The sequence below is a fragment of the Seongchinamella sediminis genome (assembly GCF_003457605.1).
Lineage (GTDB): Bacteria > Pseudomonadota > Gammaproteobacteria > Pseudomonadales > Halieaceae > Halioglobus > Halioglobus sediminis.
This window is the reverse complement of the sequence record NZ_QRAN01000005.1, coordinates 1-18,264: the sequence shown is the minus strand read 5'-3', so window position 1 is coordinate 18,264 and position 18,264 is coordinate 1. Positions and strand designations below refer to the sequence as shown.

Annotated in this window: 11 protein-coding genes and 1 pseudogene; 6 read left to right on the top strand and 6 right to left on the bottom strand. The window is 62.9% G+C overall.

Annotation, left to right across the window (positions count from 1 at the left end; genetic code table 11):
* Positions 1 to 2 precede the first annotated feature (2 nt).
* The 4 genes from DWB85_RS05980 to DWB85_RS05965 are packed head-to-tail and all read left to right on the top strand — an operon-like array spanning position 3 to position 5,656.
* Positions 3 to 1,679, top strand: a complete 1,677-nt coding sequence (locus tag DWB85_RS05980) for a class I adenylate-forming enzyme family protein (protein WP_117953306.1) — start codon at positions 3 to 5, stop codon at positions 1,677 to 1,679.
* Positions 1,676 to 2,908: an acetyl-CoA acetyltransferase gene (locus DWB85_RS05975; RefSeq protein ID WP_117953305.1), complete on the top strand. Its 1,233-nt coding sequence runs from the start codon at positions 1,676 to 1,678 to the stop codon at positions 2,906 to 2,908. Before DWB85_RS05980 ends, DWB85_RS05975 begins: the two co-directional genes overlap by 4 nt.
* Positions 2,905 to 4,098, top strand: a complete 1,194-nt coding sequence (locus DWB85_RS05970; RefSeq protein WP_117953304.1) for an acetyl-CoA C-acyltransferase — start codon at positions 2,905 to 2,907, stop codon at positions 4,096 to 4,098. Before DWB85_RS05975 ends, DWB85_RS05970 begins: the two co-directional genes overlap by 4 nt.
* 34 nt (positions 4,099 to 4,132) lie before the next feature.
* The gene (locus DWB85_RS05965) at positions 4,133 to 5,656 is read left to right on the top strand and encodes a tannase/feruloyl esterase family alpha/beta hydrolase (RefSeq protein ID WP_117953303.1); all 1,524 of its coding nucleotides are present in this window, start codon (positions 4,133 to 4,135) and stop codon (positions 5,654 to 5,656) included.
* Here DWB85_RS05965 and DWB85_RS05960 read toward each other — a convergent pair.
* Together DWB85_RS05960 and DWB85_RS05955 are read right to left on the bottom strand one after the other, a co-directional pair.
* On the bottom strand, positions 5,638 to 7,215 hold the full coding sequence (locus tag DWB85_RS05960) for an arylsulfatase (RefSeq protein ID WP_162846029.1): 1,578 nt from the start codon (positions 7,213 to 7,215) through the stop codon (positions 5,638 to 5,640). The genes DWB85_RS05965 and DWB85_RS05960 overlap by 19 nt on opposite strands.
* Before the next feature lie 166 nt (positions 7,216 to 7,381).
* Positions 7,382 to 10,069 carry a DUF7933 domain-containing protein gene (locus DWB85_RS05955; protein WP_133300570.1) on the bottom strand — a complete coding sequence of 896 codons (2,688 nt, stop codon included), beginning with the start codon at positions 10,067 to 10,069 and terminating at the stop codon, positions 7,382 to 7,384.
* A 278-nt stretch (positions 10,070 to 10,347) separates the two neighbouring features.
* On the opposite strand from DWB85_RS05955, the pseudogene DWB85_RS19745 reads away from it, so the two are divergent.
* Positions 10,348 to 11,079, top strand: a pseudogene (locus DWB85_RS19745) (esterase/lipase family protein); the annotation flags it as partial.
* 44 nt (positions 11,080 to 11,123) lie between these two features.
* On the opposite strand, the gene DWB85_RS05945 reads toward DWB85_RS19745, so the two are convergent.
* Entirely contained in the window at positions 11,124 to 12,575 is a 1,452-nt protein-coding gene (locus DWB85_RS05945; RefSeq protein ID WP_117953300.1) for a WS/DGAT/MGAT family O-acyltransferase, read from the bottom strand.
* Positions 12,576 to 12,629: 54 nt separating this feature from the next.
* The gene (locus DWB85_RS05940; protein ID WP_117953299.1) at positions 12,630 to 13,403 is read right to left on the bottom strand and encodes an SDR family NAD(P)-dependent oxidoreductase; all 774 of its coding nucleotides are present in this window, start codon (positions 13,401 to 13,403) and stop codon (positions 12,630 to 12,632) included.
* A 234-nt stretch (positions 13,404 to 13,637) separates the two neighbouring features.
* Between DWB85_RS05940 and DWB85_RS05935 the strand changes: the two genes are divergently transcribed.
* Positions 13,638 to 14,741: a DUF2891 domain-containing protein gene (locus DWB85_RS05935; protein WP_117953495.1), complete on the top strand. Its 1,104-nt coding sequence runs from the start codon at positions 13,638 to 13,640 to the stop codon at positions 14,739 to 14,741.
* 16 nt (positions 14,742 to 14,757) lie between these two features.
* Here DWB85_RS05935 and DWB85_RS05930 read toward each other — a convergent pair whose 3' ends face one another.
* Positions 14,758 to 16,905 (bottom strand): winged helix-turn-helix domain-containing tetratricopeptide repeat protein, encoded by a 2,148-nt coding sequence (locus DWB85_RS05930; RefSeq protein ID WP_162846027.1) that lies wholly within the window; start codon positions 16,903 to 16,905, stop codon positions 14,758 to 14,760.
* A 210-nt stretch (positions 16,906 to 17,115) separates the two neighbouring features.
* Positions 17,116 to 18,108, bottom strand: coding sequence for an NHL repeat-containing protein (locus DWB85_RS05925; protein WP_117953297.1), 993 nt, complete (start codon positions 18,106 to 18,108; stop codon positions 17,116 to 17,118).
* Positions 18,109 to 18,264 lie beyond the last annotated feature (156 nt).

Below are 18,264 nucleotides of genomic sequence, written 5' to 3'. Positions count from 1 at the left end.
ATATGAAAACCAGCTCACCTGAGCGTATCCGTGAACTCACGGAACAAGGGTTCTGGGGGCAGGACACTCTCCACAGCCTGCTGGATGACTGCGCCCGGTCCCGCCCCGATCAGCTGGCGGTTGCCGACCAGCCCAACAAGGCGGAGCTTTGCGGCTTCCCCGCAAGGCGGCTGGATTTCAGCAGCCTGCAGCACTACAGCAGCCGGCTGGCCAGCGAGTTGCTCGCCAACGGGGTCAGGGCAGACGATCGCCTGCTGGTGCAGTTGCCCAATATCAGCGAGCTGGTGGCACTGTATTATGCCTGCAGCCGCATCGGCGCCATTATCTCCCCGATACCGGTGCAGTACGGGGCCCACGAAATACAGCAGTTCGCCACCGCACTGAAGCCAGCGGCGTTTGTCAGCCTGGCGGATTTTCGCGGTGAGGACCTCTGCGCCCGCGCCAGCGGGGCGCTCGGGGATATACCGGTCTGGGTATTCGGGGAGGCAATTGGCGCCGGTGAGCCGGAGGACGCGTTTGACGCGGAAGCGCTGGCCGGCCACCAGGCGGCCAATCCCACCGATGCCAACGATATCGTTACCATGTGCTGGACCTCCGGCACCACCGGCACCCCCAAAGGTGTGCCCCGCTCCCACAACATGTGGATCGCTATCGCCCGCAACACCATGGAGGCCGGTGATTACCAGGCCGGTGAAATCCTGCTGGCCCCCTTTCCACTGATCAACATGGCCGCGATCGGCGGTTTCCTGTTCCCATCGGCGCTATTGGGAGCCAGCCTTGTATTGCACCATCCGATGGACCCGCCCCTGTACCTCAAGCAGCTGCAGGATGAAGGGGCCACTTTTACCATTGCCCCGCCCGCCCTGCTCAACCAGCTCGCCCACCAGCCCGCGCTGTGGCAACAGGGCGACTTCAGCGCGCTGCGCGCCTTTGGCTCGGGTTCTGTGCCCCTGTCGCCGGCGATGATCGCCACTGTGGAGGGCGAGTACGGCAAGAACATCATCAACTTTTACGGATCCAACGAGGGCATCAGCCTGTTCTCCACCCCGGACACCGCGCCGGAGCCGGAGTACCGGGCTGCCCTCTTCCCCCGCCTGGGGGTTGCCGGCATGCCCTGGCAGGGCCGGGCGCATGCCAGCACCGTGACCCGGGTCATCGACCCCGACAGCGGCGCGGAAATTACCGACCCCGGGGTCCCCGGCGAGCTGTGCATCAGCGGGCCCGCGGTGTTCGACGGCTACCTCGACCACGACGGCATTGACGTCTTCACGGCCGACGGCATGTTCCGCACCGGCGACCTGGTGGAGATTGCCGGCGACCCGCCCAACTACTACCGCATCGTGGGACGCTGCAAGGACATCATCAATCGCGGCGGGATGAAGATATCCCCCTCCGACCTGGACACCGTGCTCGAGGGTCACCCCGACCTGGCGGAAGTCGCGGTCTGCGCCTACGCCGACCCGATGATGGGAGAAAAGATCTGCGCCTGCGTGGTGCCCACCACGGACGCAGAGCCACCGACGGTGGAGTCACTCGGGCAGTGGCTGCTCGACCAGGGCGTGGCCCGCTTCAAACTGCCTGAACGCATCGAAATTCTCGCCGCCCTGCCGCGCAATCCCGTGGGCAAGGTAGTACGCGGCGACCTGCAAAAACTGATAGAAAAGGAATCATCCTCATGACTGGTATCTACATCCTGGGCGGCGCGCAAACCGACTTCGCCCGCAACTGGGCCCGGGAGGGCCTGGAAATCTACGACATGTTCCGCGAGGCGCTGACCGCGGGAATTGACAACGCCGGCATTGAACCGGAGCAGATCGAGGTCGGCCACGTGGGCAATTTCGTCGGCGACCTGTTTGCCCGGCAAGGGCAGATCAATGGCTTTTTCGCCGAAGTCTACCCGCAGCTGTGCGGAATTCCCACCTCCCGCCATGAGGCGGCCTGCGCCTCCGGCTCCATCGCCATACTGGCGGCCATGCGTGATATCGAGGCGGGACACTATGGCTGTGCCGCTGTACTCGGGCTGGAACTGATGCGCAACGTGAACGGCCAGACCGGCGCCGAGTACCTGGGGGCCGCCGCCTGGACCGGCCACGAGGCCACCGACTGCCAGTTCCCCTGGCCCGCCATGTTCGACCGCATCACCCGCGAGTACGAGACCCGCCACGGCATCGACGGTAACCACCTGCTGCAGATCGCTGAAAACAACTTCGCCAACGGCAAGCGCAATCCCTTCGCCCAGACCCGCGACTGGCAGTTCCCCCCGGGCTGTTTCAGTATCGATGACGATTTGAACCCGGTCATCGAGGGCCGGGTACGGAAGATGGACTGCGGCCAGATTACCGATGGCGCCGCCTGTATTATCCTTGCCGACGAGGCCACCGCCCGCGAGCACGCCCGTGCCCGCGGCCTGTCACTGGCCGACATTCCACGGATCAAGGGCTGGGGGCATTGCAGCGCCCCCATCTCGCTGGAACACAAGCTCAAGCTCAGTGCCGGCCAGCCGCTGCTGTTTCCCCACGTCCGCAATATGTTCAGTGACGCCCTGCAAAGGGCCGGATTCAAGGACGTTACCGACGTCGATGGCCTGGAAACCCACGACTGTTTCTCCATCACCGAGTATATGGCCATAGACCACAGCGGGCTGACTGCCCCGGGGGAAAGCTGGAAAGCGGTTGAGGAAGGCAGGATTACCACCACCGGTGATTTTCCCATTAACCCCAGCGGCGGCCTGATCGGCCTGGGACACCCGGTGGGCGCCACCGGCGTGCGCATGGCACTGGACTGTGCCCGCCAGGTGAGCGGCCGCGCCGGCGACTGCCAACTGGCCAACGCCCGCAACATGGCCACCTTCAACCTCGGTGGCAGCGCCACCACCTGTGCCAGCCTGGTAATCGGAGTCGACGCATGAAGAACGCTGTAATCTACGATGCGATACGCAGCCCGCGGGGCCGCGCCAAGGACACCGGCGGCCTGCACGAGCTGACCCCGCAGGCCCTGTTGCAGCAACTGTACCAGGCCCTCGGTGAACGCACCGGCCTGGATCCCGCCAGAGTCGGCGACGTCATTCTCGGCTGCGCCACCCAGCACGGTGAGCAGGCAGGCAATATCGCCAAGAATTCAACCCTCTACGCCGGCTGGCCTGCCAGCGTCCCGGGCATGACCATCAACCGCTACTGCTCCTCCGGCATCGACAGCGTCGCCCTGGCAGCGCTGAAGGTGCAGGCGGGCCAGGTCGACACGGCCATTGGCGGCGGCGTCGAAATGATGTCGCGGGTACCGATGCTGGCCGACGATGCCCGGGTGTTCAAGGACCCGGCCTACGCGGCCCGGTGCCAGATGCTGATGATGGGCAATGGTGCCGACCTGGTCGCCACCCTCTATGGCGTCAGCCGTGAACAGGCCGATGCCCTGGCCGCCAGCAGTCAACAACGGGCCGCCCATGCCCGCGAGGCCGGCTACTTCAGTTCCATCGTGCCAATCACCCGGGAGGACGGTAGCCAGTGCGCGCAGGATGAGTGTATTCGCCCCGAGACTACCGTTGCGGGACTCGCCGCCATGGAACCGGCTTTCGCCAAAGCCGGGGCCATGGGTGTGGACGACTACCAGCTGGCGCGGCACAGTGCGCTGTCTGCGGTTAACCATATCCACACCGCGGGCAACTCCCCGGCGATGGCCGACGGCGCCTCACTGGTGCTGGTGGCCGCCGAAGGCACCCTGGACGCCAGGCCACGGGCGCGTATTGTGGCCAGCAATACCGTGGCCGCCGATCCGACCCAGGTGCTCTCAGGCTGCGTGGAAGCGGTGCGCGCGCTGCTGGCACAGGAAAAGCTCAGTGCCGCCGATGTCGACCTGTTCGAGGTGCACGAGGCCTTCGCGGCGATCTCCGTCATGGGTATGCGGGAACTGGATATTGCCGAGGACCGGTACAACGTCAACGGCGGGGTGATCGCCCTGGGCCACCCCATGGGTGCCACCGGCGGGATGATGCTGGGCACCCTGCTGGACGAACTGGAGCGCCGGGACCTGCAGCGCGGTATTGTCTCTGCCGCCGGCGCCGCCGGCAGTGGCAGCGCCATCCTGATCGAGCGTCTAAACTAGGGCCTGTTCACACTACAACAACAGGGGCATTACCATGTTCCATCGCACCAGCCTGCTGGCGGCCAGCGCCCTGCTCGCCGCTTGCGCCCAGCAGCCCAATGCCCCGGGCGACAGCGCGGCAAACTGTGCGGCGCTGGCCGGCCAGAGCCCGGCAAACACCACAGTAAGCAGGGCGCACGAAATGCGCGACCACCAGCAGCTGCCGACCTTCTGTCAGCTGGAAGGGCAGATAGCCGACAAGATCGGTTTCGTCATGCGCCTGCCGGCAGCGGATTGGAACGGCAAATTCGTGGTCGCCGGCTGCGGCGGCTTTTGCGGCAGCCTGAACCCGGACAAGCCGGGCTACTCCAACAGCCTGAACGCCGCCCTCAGGGATGGCTATGCCGCTATCCAGACCGACAGCGGTCACCAGGCCCCCAGCTGGCAGACCGACTGGGCGCTGGATGATCCCCGGGCGCTGGAGCTGTATGCGGGGGCGTGGATGCCACTGGCCGTTGCCAGCGGCCAGGCCTTGGCCACAAGCTACTACGCCAGCGCTCCCCGGCGGACCTACTTTTCCGGCTGCTCCAACGGCGGCCGGCTGGGACTCTTCGCGGCACAGCGTTACCCGGAACTGTTCGACGGCATCGCCGCCGGGGACGGAATTTTCGACCTCAGCGGCAACGGCGGCATTCATGGGCTGTGGCTACTGCAAACCACCCGCAGGTCCGACGGCAGCGCGGTCATCAGCCGTGACAAGATCCCCCTGCTCAGCCAACACGTGATGCAGCGCTGCGACAGCCTGGACGGGGTTAGCGACAACATCGTGTCCCGCCCGGAGCTCTGTGATCCGGCACCGCAGGCCCTGCAATGCAGTGGTCAGGAGAACGGGCAATGCTTCACCCCCGAGGAGGTTCACGCGATCAAGCGCCTCTACCAGGGCGCCACTGTCGATGGCCAGCAGCTGTTCCCCGGGATCAACCCGGGTTCCGAGGCCTACTGGCCACTGTGGATTGTCGGCACTGATGACGACATGGCCTGGGGCGAACGCGCCGGGGAGGGATACCTGCGCCTGGCCTATGGCATCCCCGCCAGCGAAGCCTTTAAGCCCCACGACTATGTGCTGGCCGAGGCCCTGGAACCCATCCTCTCCCTGGCGCCCATCGTCGATGCCACCGAACCCAACCTCGACGCGCTGGCTGCGGCCAATACCCGCCTGTTCTACTACCAGGGCCTCGCCGACCCGCTGATTATTCCCGGGCGGGCCAGCGAGTACTTCCAGCAGGTGCAGGCGGCATCAGCGCCACAAACCCTTGCGGAGAACCTGCGTTTCGTCGATGTCCCCGGTTTCGGCCACTGCTGGGAGCGCACCGGCCTGAGCGCCGATGAATTCAACCCGGTAGCGATCATCGACCGCTGGGTGGAACAGGGGCACGCCCCGGACGCCGTGCGGGCCCTGCAACGCAATGCCGATGGCGAGGTAGTGCGCAGCCGCACGCTCTGTGCCCTGCCCGCCCGGTCAGTGTACCGGGGCGGCGACCCCGACAAGGCGGAAAGCTTTCACTGCGAGCTACCCTGAGCGCCGGACTTCAGCGCCGGCACGGCACCGCCCGTGGCGCGCAGCTGCAGCATTTGCTGCATCTGCTGCATCATCCGGTCGATGGTGAAGCTGGCTGTGGCCTGGCGCGGCGGGAACTCGCGGAAGCTCATCAGGAACTTGCCCACCTCCTGCTGGGTCGGCACGAACAGCCAGAGCTGGTCGGCAAAGAAGCGTGAGTACAGGCCCGACTCCAGTGATTCCTCGTAGGGATCCGAGCGCAGGTTGATCACGCGGGGAAAATTCAGCGCTTCCCGAGGCCCGCCCCAGCCATCCCAGGCCACCGCGAAATGGATTTTCCAGTCATTCCAGCGCATGGCATTGAAGTTGGCGTTGTCGTCAAAGTAGTAAATATTGGAGCGCTGTCCCGGGCCCTTGCCGGCCAGCAGTTCGCTCTGGTCGAAGCCGTCGATGTGAACACGGAAGGTCTTGTCGCCAGCGCGATGTCCCTGCTTCAGCTTGGCAACCACATCAGTTTCCCCGGCGGCGGCGAGCAGGGTCGGAAACCAGTCCTGGTGGGAGAAGATATCGTTGATCACCCGCCCGGGCTCGACCACTCCCGGCCAGCGGATCATTGCCGGCACCCGGAAGCCACCCTCCCAGGTGGAGCCCTTTTCACCGCGGAAGGGCTCGGCGCCGCCGTCGGGATAGGTGTTGGTCTGGGAGCCGTTGTCGGTGCTGTAGACCACAATGGTATTGTCAGTGATCCCCAGGTCGTCCAGTTTGTCGAGCAGCTGGCCCACATGGTGATCGTGCTCCATCAGGCCATCGGCGTAGAGTCCGTGACCGGAGGCACCCAGCCACTTTGGCGCCAGCCGGGTCCAGACATGCATACGGGTTGAATTGAACCAGACGAAGAACGGCTTGCCGTCGCTGTGGGACTTGTCGATGAACTTCAGCGCGGCGTCGGTAAATTCCTGGTCGACGGATTCCATACGCTTGCGGGTAAGGGGGCCGGTGTCCTCGATCCTGCCATCGGCATGGGAACGGATGACACCGCGGGGCGCGAAGCGCTGGTGGAAGGCCGGGTCCTTGGGGTAGAAGTAGGTCTCCGGCTCCTCCTCCGCGTTGAGGTGATAGAGATTGCCGAAAAACTCGTCGAAGCCGTGATTAGTAGGCAGGAACTCATCCTTGTCGCCGAGGTGGTTCTTGCCGAACTGGGCGGTGGAATAACCGTGCGGTTTGAGCATTTCCGCGATGGTCGGGTCTTCCCCGCGCAGACCAATATCCGCCCCCGGGAGACCCACTTTCAACAGCCCGGTGCGCAGCGGATGCTGGCCAGTGATAAAGGCAGAGCGCCCGGCGGTGCAGCTTTGCTCACCGTAGTAATCGGTAAACATAGCGCCCTCGTTGGCGATGCGGTCGATATTGGGGGTGCTGCCACCGAGCATACCCCGGTGATAGGCACTCAGGTTGGACCAGCCGATATCGTCCCCCCAGATCACCAGGATATTGGGCTTGTCGGTTCTGGCCTGGGCCGCCATTGCCGCCATGCACAGCAGCGGCACAAGCAATGCGCGCAGTAAACGTCCAGCATTCATGGGTTCTCTCCTCGAGCAGGTGTTTATTAGTGAAGCATACAGCTTACCGCCTGGACAGCAGGTTTGAATAACGCACCTGGCCAGCTATCTGGACTAATCGGCTGCTTCGCACTTCATCGCACACCGGGCTTGTGCGACCCGCGCCGGTGCAGGTCCCGGCCCGGGTTTATGACCAGCGCCGAGCCCCGGCCAGCCCCGCAAGCAGCAACGCCAGCAGCACCAGTCCCAGAACGGGCACGCTGGGTATCCGCTGCGGCCCGTCACTGGTAACAACCCTCAGCTCCGCGTTCGCCGGCCCGGGGTTATTACCGCCGTCCGTGCGCAGGCCGCCGACGGGAATGGTGTTGAGGTAGCTGCCGGCCACTTCCGAGGTAACATTCACGGTGATGGTACAACTGCTGGCGGCAGGTAGGGTTGAGCCCTCGGTGTAGGTGAGCGTGTTACCGCCCGGGCTGGCCAGACTCGTGCCCGGACAACTCCCCGCGGTACCCGGTGAGTCTGCCACCACCACCTGGGCCGGCAAGGTGTCCACCAGAGAGGCAGTCAAGGTGAGCGGCGAGGGATTGTCATTGTGCAGCGTTACCGTCAGTGTGGAAATTGCCCCGCTGACAATGACATCCGGGGCGAAACTCTTGCTGATCGCGGGCGCCACCGGGGCCGCGCTGACACCGGTGAGGCCGCTATCCCGGTTGTTGGCAACCAGGCTCTCCAGCCGGTCCACCGAAATCAGCGAAGACACCGGCACTTGTCCGGATGGCGGTGCCGCGTAGTTGAAAAGCACGGTGAACTGCTGGCCACCCACCAGCATCGCTGGCAGGTTGCTGAAGGTTACGGTGCCCGCACTACAGACGCCGCTTGCCGCGGCATTGCCGGGGAAACTGAAGGTCAGCGCCGCGGGGCAGCCATTGGCGAAGGTCATGCTGTAGACCACGCCGCTGCCAGAGTCGACAGTGCCGGCATTCTGGTATAACACTTCACCAAAAACCGTCTCCTCCGGCTGGGCCGTAGCCGGCACGGCAATACCCGTGGCGAGGTCGACTTCGGTAGCGGCGGGAATAATGGTCAGCGCACTCTGCTCCGGCGCGGTGCTCTGGAAGGTCCAGGTGTCCAGGGCTTTGTTGTTACCAAAGTGATCCGGGGTGGGCACGGTATTGCGATCCCACTGGCGGTAGTAGCGCGGCGAAAAAGCGGTGGTGACCGTCGACACAGCGGGGTCCGAGGAATCTATCCCCAACAGTGAGAAGAATGGATCGGGCGCATCAATGGACCCACCCCCTCCGCCGACTGGCAAGGGCGCCCCCGGTGTACCCACCATGTCGCCGCCGCGAGTCAGGTAACCGCGATCGTCAAAGTACACGATAGTTCGACCTGCCGCAGGGCCGTTCAGCCGCGTGATTACCGGGCCACCGAAATCATTGCGCTCGACATCGATCAGCGGGAAGTGCGATTCGCCGTTGCGGCCGGTCAGACGGAAATCATAGGGACCGCCCACCGGGAAGTCGTTGCCGGCATTGTCCTTGCCATCCCAGGTGACCCGGTGACTGCCGGTGGCAACCAGCCCGGTCAGGGTGCGGTTCTCCGCTTTCGCCGGATCAAAGTCCACGCCGTCCCGGCTGAGGACAATCTGGTAGGAGATGGTATTGGCAGAACTGAAGCTAAACGTTCCTCCCGCACCCAGCGTTGTCTCCGCGCCGGCGGTAGTGCCTTCGAACAGCAGATTGGAGATCGCCGGCAGTACGGGGTTCAGGGGTATACCGAGCGCGGCGAGCACCTTTTCGACTTCGGCGTTATTCGCTGCAGCCGGATCAATATCACTTAAAAATATCGGGAACTGCGGGTTCTGGGCAATAACCCCCGCAGGCAAGCCTGACGCATCGAGGAGGGTATCCTTGTACAGCGGCTGTCCCTGATCAAGGAATCCCGAGGTGTTGCCGTAAAACACATGGTTGGCTGGTGACACCCCCTTGAAGTCCTGCTGGTAGCGGTAGCCATCCGTGGTCGCGTAGTACAGCGTGAAATACAATCTCTCGTTGGTCCCAAAGCGGTTATTGGCGCCCGTCCACTTGTAGGTGAATACACGGCCATTGATATCAGTTGTATCACTGGCAGTGGCGCGTACAGATACGTCCCAAACCGAGACTACCTGGTCACCAATATTGGGATCTGATGGATCGGGGTTGGTAACACTGGTGGACGAGGTGATATCAGTACCCGACCAGTCTTCAAACCAGACCCCATAAATGCCATTCACCGGGGCACGATAGGCACAGGGTTTCCAGCCATCGTTGACAGTCACACTGTTGTCGGCACTGTTCGGCCCGGCCAGTTCAGCGGCCCGGGCGTTGCCACCAGAGCTGGCGCCATTGGGGCCGATCAGGCCCTCAATCCCGTTCGCCGCAATGCCGTCGTCAAAGAAGTGTGGTCCTGCCCCGGTCGGCATCCCTGCACCGCCGGGGTCCAGACCCGATTCGCAGGAGAACGCCACGTCGAGGTCTGGCTCCTTGTTGGGCCAGGCAATTTCGACGCCGGGGGTGCCGAAATTTTGTGGGTTATAAAGGCGAATATCCCGGTCTCCCCGACCGGAGCTATCGGCATCGATGCGATTGCGTGATCCCAGCAGAATATATTCACCGGCCTCGGCGTAGACATAGATGAAGTGCGTATCGGGAATAGCGTCGAAGTACTGATCATCGGGGTCAACCCGCAGCGCAGCCCGGGTTCGACCGTCCAGGCTCTCGTAACCGGCGGGATAGAGGTTCCGGCTGCCTTCTGCCTGCATGGGACCTGACTGGAGAAGCACGACCGCGATCAGTGGAGTGATAGCCGCACAAAATCGGCGATTAGCATCGCTCATTTTTTCGTCCTTGAATTACCGCTCAGAATGTCGATGCCGGCGATTTTTGCCGTGCATACGAATCAGCGGGGAATGCTCGCAAATACCCCGGCAATTAGCAACTCACTCCCCGGAATTCTTGAAGTTTGCACAATGTCCCGCTGCGCAAACTCTCGCTGACACTGCCGGCGCGAGCACCAGATACGTAGCCGGCGTGGCTTTATCTTCGGGCCCCGGCATGTTAACTTTTAGCAACTTTCATAACAATACTATCACCGCTGGCGGCAACGGATAACAATATGCTCAGAGATGCACTGCGCCTGCAGCTGGATGTAGGCCTGACCATGGCCGAACTGGGCTGGAACCTGGCCAGCTGGCGCACTCTCGACCGGGTCAGCGCCACCGGCGATGGCCACCAGCCGGTGATACTGATTCCCGGTTTCACTGCCTCCGAAAACAGCCTGGGCCTGCTGCGCCGTTTCCTCAATCGCAACGGTTTCAACGCCGAGGGCTGGGGCCTGGGGGCGAATATCGGCCCCGGTCCCGATGGTTTTGATGCCTACGTGGCGCAGCAGGCCGCGGCACTGCGCGATCGCGTCAAGCGCCTGGCCGACCACCACGGGCGGGGGGTGGCACTGATCGGCCACAGCCTGGGCGGTGTGTGCGCGCGCGAACTGGCCCTGCGCTTGATGCCGGATATCGACCGGGTGATCACCCTCGGCGCGCCGACTTTTCCCGCCGACAGCCTGCCCCGTCACAATGCGGTCCTGCGCATGATTGGCGAGCGTAGTTCCGGCGTACCGCTGGACCAGGTATTTACCGATGCCGGCACCGCCCACTGGCCAAGCGGGGAACCGCCGATTCCCATGGTGGCGATTGTCAGCCCCATCGACGCCGCAGTCAGTGAGCCGGATGCGCTGATACCGCTGGCCACCGTGGGACTGACCCGGCCACCGGCCATCAGGGAGAACGTGCGAATACTGGCATCGCACGGCGGGATGGGCGTAAATCCGCGCACCCTGCTGGCAGTGGCTGACCGCCTGTGCGCCGATCCCGCCGCCTGGCAGCCCTTCGATCAGCGTCGCTTGCGCGCCTTGCTGCCCTTTCGTCGCGGGCGCAGCGCAGCCAGCAGTTCGTCAAAGGACGCCTGCATGCACTCGGCGAACAACCCCGGGTCGGGCATGATATCGCGACAGGAAGTGGCGCAAAGGAACATCTTGCCGTTATAGCTGTGGGCGGAAATTATCAGGCCGACCCCGTCCAGCAGCGGCCCGCAGCCCCAGGTGGCCAGCAACTCGGCGCCGCACTGGTACAGCGGTACCTGTGGCCCTGGGACATTGGTAATCACGCAATTGAACAGCGGCTTGCTGCGGTGCATCAGCCCGGTGGCGGAGATCAGCCGGCTGGCCATGGTCAGGGTGGTGGCCGGCAAATGGTGGTTGATGTCGGTCATGCGCCGCGCGCTGACCGCTTTCTCGGTGGTTTTCTCCGCGGCCGTCAGGTCGCGAATCTGCTCCAGGCGCTGGACTGGATCGTCGACATGAGTCTGCAGGGGAATGGACATGGATGACACCACGTTGCCCGTCAGGTCACGGTCCTTCTCGGTACGGGTGTTGATCGGCACACCGGCCACCAGGGGTTCCTCGGGCAGCTCATCCACAGCCAGCAGGTAACGGCGCAGGGCGCCCGCGCAGGTGGCCAGCACCACGTCATTGATGGTGACCCCGGTCACCGCCTGGCGGATGGTCTTGAAGTCCGCCAGTTCCAGCATCTGCCCGGTGAACACCCGGTGGGCCGAGACCGGCTGGTTGAACGGCGTTCTGGGCACGGGCCGCTTGGGCGCCTCTGCCCGCTCTTCTTCCGGTTCCTTGCGTCGTGGCAGCCAGTCGAAGCCGGGGCGCGTGCGCGCCAGCACCGAGGCCAGGTGAAAGGGCAGCCGCACATTGTTGATCCCCGAGCGTTTCAGCAGTTCCACGGTCGATGGCGGCTCGTCCGCCTGGCTGGCCTGCTGCTTGTGCCTCACCGGCTTCGGACTCAGGTCATGCAGTCCACTGACGATCTCCACGCCCGATGCGCCGTCGATGGCCGCGTGATGGTACTTGGAGAGAGTCGCGAAGCTGCCCGGCGGTATGCCCTCGATATTGTCCAGGCCCTCAATGATGTACATCTCCCAGGGAGGCCGGGACATGTCCAGGCCCTGGGAGTGCAGGCGCGAGGTGAGAATACACAGCTGGCGCCAGTCTCGCGGTGCGGGCAGGGCGATATGCCGCACGTGGAATTCCAGGTCAAAATCGGGATCGTCCACCCAGTAGGGATAGTCCAGGTCCATGGGCACGTGCAGCAGCTTCTGGGTGAACACCTTGGAACTACCCAGGCGGCTCTCGATGTGCGCCATTAACTGCTTATAGGTGACCTTCTTCCCCGGCGCAGTACTCGGGTCATAGATATACAGTGAAGTCAGGTGCAGGGGCGTGGCACGTTTCTCCATGAAGATAAATGTTGCATCCTGTCCGCTGAGTTGCCTCATCACCCTGTCCCCTTTTCACTGGCAGGCCCTATTATGCCTGTTCTTGCCCCGCTGCTACAGCGAGTTGCTGCTATGGCCCCCGTCAACGGTGACGGTGGAACCGGTCATGTACCGGGAGGCGTCCGCGGCCAGCAACAACAGCGCGCCGTCGAGATCGCCCATTTCCCCTACCCGTCCCATCGGCACCTGTCGCTGCAAGCGTTCCAGGGCGGCGGGATTGTCCTTCAAATCACTGAGGTCACTGGGAATGTAGCCCGGCAACAGGGCATTGACCCGGATACGGTAGCGCGCCAGCTCCAGTGACATCCCGCGGGTGAGGTGAATCACCGCCGCCTTGGTGGCACCGTAGGCGGCTGCCATGTTCCCCGGGCGCAGGCCAAGGATGGAGCCGATATTGATGATCGAGCCGGGCCGCTCCTCATCCCGCATCCGTTGGGCCGCATGACGGGCAACGCTGGCCAGCCCAATCACATTGGTATCCAGCTGTCGCCGCCAGTCCTCCTCGTCGGTGTCGAGAAAGGCTTTTACCACCGAGATGCCGGCATTGTTGACCAGCACGTCCAGCGGCGCCACCTCGCGCTCGATGCGGTCCAGGGCAGTCGCGATACTCTGCTGGTCGCAGACATCAATAGCCACGGCATGGGCAAGACCACCCCTGCCAGTGATGGCCGCCACCTGCTCGGCCAGCCGGTCCTCGCGCCGGGCGGCCAGCACCACACGGGCTCCCGCGGCAGCGGCGACATCGGCAAAGTGGGCACCCAGCCCCCCCGAGGCCCCGGTCACCAGGACACATTTTCCACTCAAATCAAAAATCGAATGCTCGCTCATTTGCTGGTACTCCTCTCGCTGGGGTCATTGTCGCTGCCTGCGGATTATCCCACGCTTTGCTGGCGGCAAATACTGGCCTGGCTGCAATTTCCAGCCCGGCGAGCGTCGTCGTTGAGCCGCTGATCCCGCGTTCCGCCAGCGGGTCACGGCTATTACACGGGTTTGTAGAACACACGCGGATTACGTATGTTGGGCATCCATTTCCCAAATCCACACGGCCTGGACTGGTTTGCCATGACAATCACCTTCAAACAGCTCGTTTTGCTCCTGTTTTCATCCCTGGCGCTGAGCCCTGCCCTGGCCGCAGGTGACAGCCAACCCGCCGGGCACTACGAAACGGTGTTCGCGGATTTGGCGATGCACTGCATGCACCAGCAATTCCCCAACGTGATCAAACACAAGATGAATACTGCCGCCGATGTGAAAACGCCCAGGGAACTGTACCCGGCATTCTACGGCTGCTACGACTGGCACTCCTCCGTGCACGGCCACTGGCTCCTGGTGCGGATGCTCAATACCGCCCCCGACAAGGTTGACACAAACCTCATCAAGTCCAGGCTCGGCCAGAGCTTCAGGCCTGAAAACCTGGAGGCCGAATTGCAGTCTTATACGCGGGAAGGTAATCGTACCTTCGAGCGCCCTTACGGACTTGCCTGGTACCTGCAATTAACGACCGAATTGAGAGAGGCGAGTTTTTCCCAGGCAAAAACCTGGCTGCAAACCCTGCAGCCACTGGAGTCCGCTATTGTTGCCGCCATGACGGACTGGCTGCACAAGCTGGCTTACCCGATTCGCACCGGCGAGCACAGCCAGACCGCATTTGCCTTCGGCCTGATGCTGGACTGGAGCCGCCACAGTGGCAATACCGACTTTGAACAGTTGCTGACACGCCGGGTAAGGGACTACTACCTCGAGGACCGCGATTGCCCCATTGCCTATGAACCCTCCGGCCAGGACTTTCTGTCGCCCTGCCTGGCTGAAGCTGACCTGATGCGCAGGGTGCTCCCTGCTGATGAATTCCGCGACTGGCTGACGGATTTTTTTCCGCGGTTACACAGGGGCGATGAAAGCTGGATTACGCCGGCCACCGTTAGTGATAAATCCGACGGCAAGCTGGCCCACCTGGACGGCTTGAACCTGAGCCGGGCCTGGATGCTGGAGGGCATCATCAGCGCGCTTGACGACAACGATCCCCGGGTGGCCTTACTGGAGAGCAACCTCAAGGCCCACAGGAAAGCAGGACTTGATGCAGTCATCGGTGACATGCACTACATGGGCTCCCACTGGCTGGGCAGCTTCGCCGCCTACCTGGAAACCCGGCGCGGCATCGCACTATAGCCGGCGGAAAAAAACATCAGGACCCGGATGACTCCAGCTGCGCCAGCAAGGCGGCGAACTCGGGGGACTGACGCACACTGTCGTAAAATGGCAGCCAGGGTTCCATGAAAGGCATTACCAGGCTGGCTTCCGCCAGGCCCACGCCAATACATTGTGCCGCTGCCGCGGCATCAGCCGCCATACCGAGCACCCGACAGGCATCGTGCCGGCGGTTCATTCGCTCAGCCCGGTCCACCGGGGTGTTGTGTTCCCAGCGCTGTATCCATTGCCTGGCGGCTGCGGCGTCCCTCTCCGCAATCGCGATCAGGGCCAATGACAAATAGAGCGGGGAGCGGTGATAAGGTTTCACTGTCTCCAGGCTGGTCGCCAACTGCTGCTTCCAGTCCGGCAAGCGATGTGTCAGCGCTGTGCTGTCCCCGGTCAGCCATACGGTATACAACCAGCGGCGAGCACTACCGGAATCGGGTGCCGGCAGATCGGCCTCATCGGGGAGACTCAATACCGCCAGCGCGCGAGCGTAGTCACGATTGGCCACGTACTCATTCCAGCCACAGTCGGCCTCCCGATAGCGCTGGCAGAGCTGATCTACACCGGCCTGAAATCTGCCCATATCCCTGTCCCGGCTATAACGCTGCAGCAAGCGCGTGTGGCCGATTCTAAAGCTCTGCAGGCCGCTGGCAGTGCTCTCTGTCCAGGCCTCCCTGTAACGGTGAGTGACTAACAGTGCCAGCAGCAGCTCGTCGGTACGCTCCGGGTCTCTCGGGTCCAGCCGCCGGGTTTCATAGCGGGTGCTGACGTAGGCGTCAAAATCACCCTGGCGACGCTCGACCCAGGACTTCATCTGCAGCGCCCAGATGTTACTCGGGCTCAACTGCAGCGCCTGGCTGAGTATATCGTGGGCGCGGTCGAAGTCCCTGAGGGTGTAATAGACATAGGCTGCCTGGCCGATCAGGTGATCGGCGGATCCGGGCGCCACGCGCTGCAGTTGCTCCAGCACCTGTTCCGCGCGCCGGGTCAGCTCGGGCTGCTTGCCCTGGAAATTCGCGAATGCCAGCGTGCTGGCCAGCTCCGCCAGCGCCCGGCTAAAGGTCGGATCCAGCGCAACCGCTTCCTCCAGTGCCTCGATGTACTGCGGCGTGCCGAGCACCGAGTAGCCGATGGTGTCACGCATATGGATAGCCCGGTGGTAAGCCCGGTAGGCTGCCATATTGTCGGTGGGAATCAACGCCAGCTGCAGCTGGTCTGCACGGGTCAGGGTGGCTTTCATTTCGCCGGCAATGGCGCTGGCGATTTCGCTCTGGATATCAAACACATTGGCCAGGGTCAGGTCACGATCGTAGCGCTGGGCCCAGACATGCTCATCGCTGCGGGCATCGATAAGCTGGGCGTTAATACGCAGCCGCTCGCCGGCAATCTGCACATTGCCTTCAATAATGAAATCTGCGCCTAATTCCGCGCCTATCTGGCGCAGGTTGCGCGCCACATTGCGATACTCCCGGGTGGATGTAGAGGAGATGACCCGCAAGGCCTGCAACTTGCTCAGCTGGGTGAGCAGGTCCTCGAACATGCCATCGGCCAGGAAGGCACTCTCCCCGCTGTCACTGGCGGTGGCAAAGGGCAACACGGCAACCAGCGGTGGCCCGGGCAGCCTGTCCTGTCGCAATTCAACGGGTGCCCCACCGGGGCTGTCGAACAACAGGACCAGCGCAAACACCACCGCGCTCGCCACTGCAGCCAACCAGAGAAAGCGCTTGCGCACCGGCGGCGACTGGCTTGCCTCTCCTTCTGCCGGCGGCGGAAAATGGGCAATATAGCCCTTGCGGACAACGGTCTCTATATAGCCTTGTTTATCATCGGGAGAGAGGAGTTGCCTGAGGATGGAGACACAGCGGGTGATGGCGTCATCGCTGACCGAACGACCGTCCCAGACGGTGGCGATGAGCTCGTCGCGGGAGATGAGCTGGTGCTGGTGGTCGAGCAAATAGCTGAGCAGGGCCGCCACCTTTGGCTCCAGGCGGACGACGCCATCGGCACCGTGCAGATCCCCCGTGTCGGCGTTGAATTTCCAGCCGCCAAACTGGCGGCTGACAGCGCCTGCCGAGCGCGCTACCTGTTGCCCTCCGGCCCAATCGCTGCCCTGCCCTGTTTGTTTCGAAGCTGCCACGGCGTCCGTCAATAATGAATCTGCACACCGGGGCGCCGCTATCAGCCGGCGACCCGGTCGAGAATTTCATTATTGCACTAATTTCCAGCAGGCGGGAAACGCTTATTTTTTGCAGCGGGCAGCGTTGAATCCCAGCGCCTGGCAACACCATTGGGCGGCAGCGAACGAGCCCGCGCGCGACGGGCTGTATCTTGTTCTGCGTAAGCGCTGTTACTGTAGCGGCGAGACATCCTTGCGATTCAGGCGTGTCACCGAGTATTCCGTGGTCGGCAGGGGGAAATCCCGGTACCGCGCGTTATTGACGTACAGCGATCCGCCAAGCATCGCACCACTGGCCACGCCGTCGAGATCCGGGTCAACGATATTGCCCACCAGGGTGCCATTCAGCAGTTCCCTGTCCAGCTCTACCACCTGGATTCTATCGATATCCGTGGGGTCTGCGGGATTACCCGGGCTGAGTATGTACAAGGTATCCTCATGCATCACAATGCCGTCGATAAAGCCCTGCAGGGGCGGCTCAACAACAATCCGGTTCGCGTGGCCGGTGAGCGGATCCACCCGGTAGATTTGCGCGGTCACGGAATCGCCGATGATAAGCGCATCGCCATTGGGTGTGGCCACAATGCCATTGGCGGTAAGTGGACTGGCCAGGGGATCGCCGTTGTCGTCGCCCTGCATGGCAATAGGCAGTGGAGCCTCACCCTCGATCATCTGGCCATTCGCCGCCAGCGGAAGCCGGTGGATGAACGGCGCACTGAAGTTGGTAAAGTACACGGCATCGCGGGTAATGGCGATATCGTTGATCACCTGACCAAAGTTCGTCACCGTGAGCCTGGCTATCTCCTCGCCGCTATCCGCGTCGAATACATAGGCGTTGCCCCAGAAGCAGCCTGCCGCATAGAGGTAATTGCTGCGCGGATCCACTCGCATACCCAGCTTGTAGCAGTCCGAGAATATGTCGAAGCTGTCCTCTGGCGCCACCAGCACCTCACCTTCACCGCTGCGCAGGTCAACCTTGTAGATCGAGCCGTCGATGGAACTGCTGTAGGCTGTTGTGCCACTGCCGATGGTAAACCCCTCCACCGGGGACCCGGTCAGCACCGGCACATGTTTGGGGAATGCCGCCTGCTTGCCGGACTCAGCCAGGGCCGGGAGGCTGCTGGCCAGGGTAATGAACGCTGTCAGTATCAGATGGTTTTTCATGTCTCGTGCTTCCTCTGCCGGATATCCTCGGAGCAGCCTAGCAGGCTGCTGAAAAAGGCATGATTTTGATGCACTTAACTTTCTCGTCGTTCCAAGGCCCAAGTTTGGTCAACGGCGAGTCGGATTTGTGGCAGCTTCGCCAAATTGGGGATTCGG

Coding starts and splice junctions, on each gene's coding strand:
- DWB85_RS05970 (WP_117953304.1), top strand. CDS start 2,905: ATGAAGAACGCTGTAATCTACGATGCGATACGCAGCCCGCGGGGCCGC.
- DWB85_RS05960 (WP_162846029.1), bottom strand. CDS start 7,215: ATGAATGCTGGACGTTTACTGCGCGCATTGCTTGTGCCGCTGCTGTGC.
- DWB85_RS05965 (WP_117953303.1), top strand. CDS start 4,133: ATGTTCCATCGCACCAGCCTGCTGGCGGCCAGCGCCCTGCTCGCCGCT.
- DWB85_RS05975 (WP_117953305.1), top strand. CDS start 1,676: ATGACTGGTATCTACATCCTGGGCGGCGCGCAAACCGACTTCGCCCGC.
- DWB85_RS05940 (WP_117953299.1), bottom strand. CDS start 13,403: ATGAGCGAGCATTCGATTTTTGATTTGAGTGGAAAATGTGTCCTGGTG.
- DWB85_RS05925 (WP_117953297.1), bottom strand. CDS start 18,108: ATGAAAAACCATCTGATACTGACAGCGTTCATTACCCTGGCCAGCAGC.
- DWB85_RS05980 (WP_117953306.1), top strand. CDS start 3: ATGAAAACCAGCTCACCTGAGCGTATCCGTGAACTCACGGAACAAGGG.
- DWB85_RS05955 (WP_133300570.1), bottom strand. CDS start 10,069: ATGAGCGATGCTAATCGCCGATTTTGTGCGGCTATCACTCCACTGATC.
- DWB85_RS05935 (WP_117953495.1), top strand. CDS start 13,638: ATGACAATCACCTTCAAACAGCTCGTTTTGCTCCTGTTTTCATCCCTG.
- DWB85_RS05945 (WP_117953300.1), bottom strand. CDS start 12,575: ATGAGGCAACTCAGCGGACAGGATGCAACATTTATCTTCATGGAGAAA.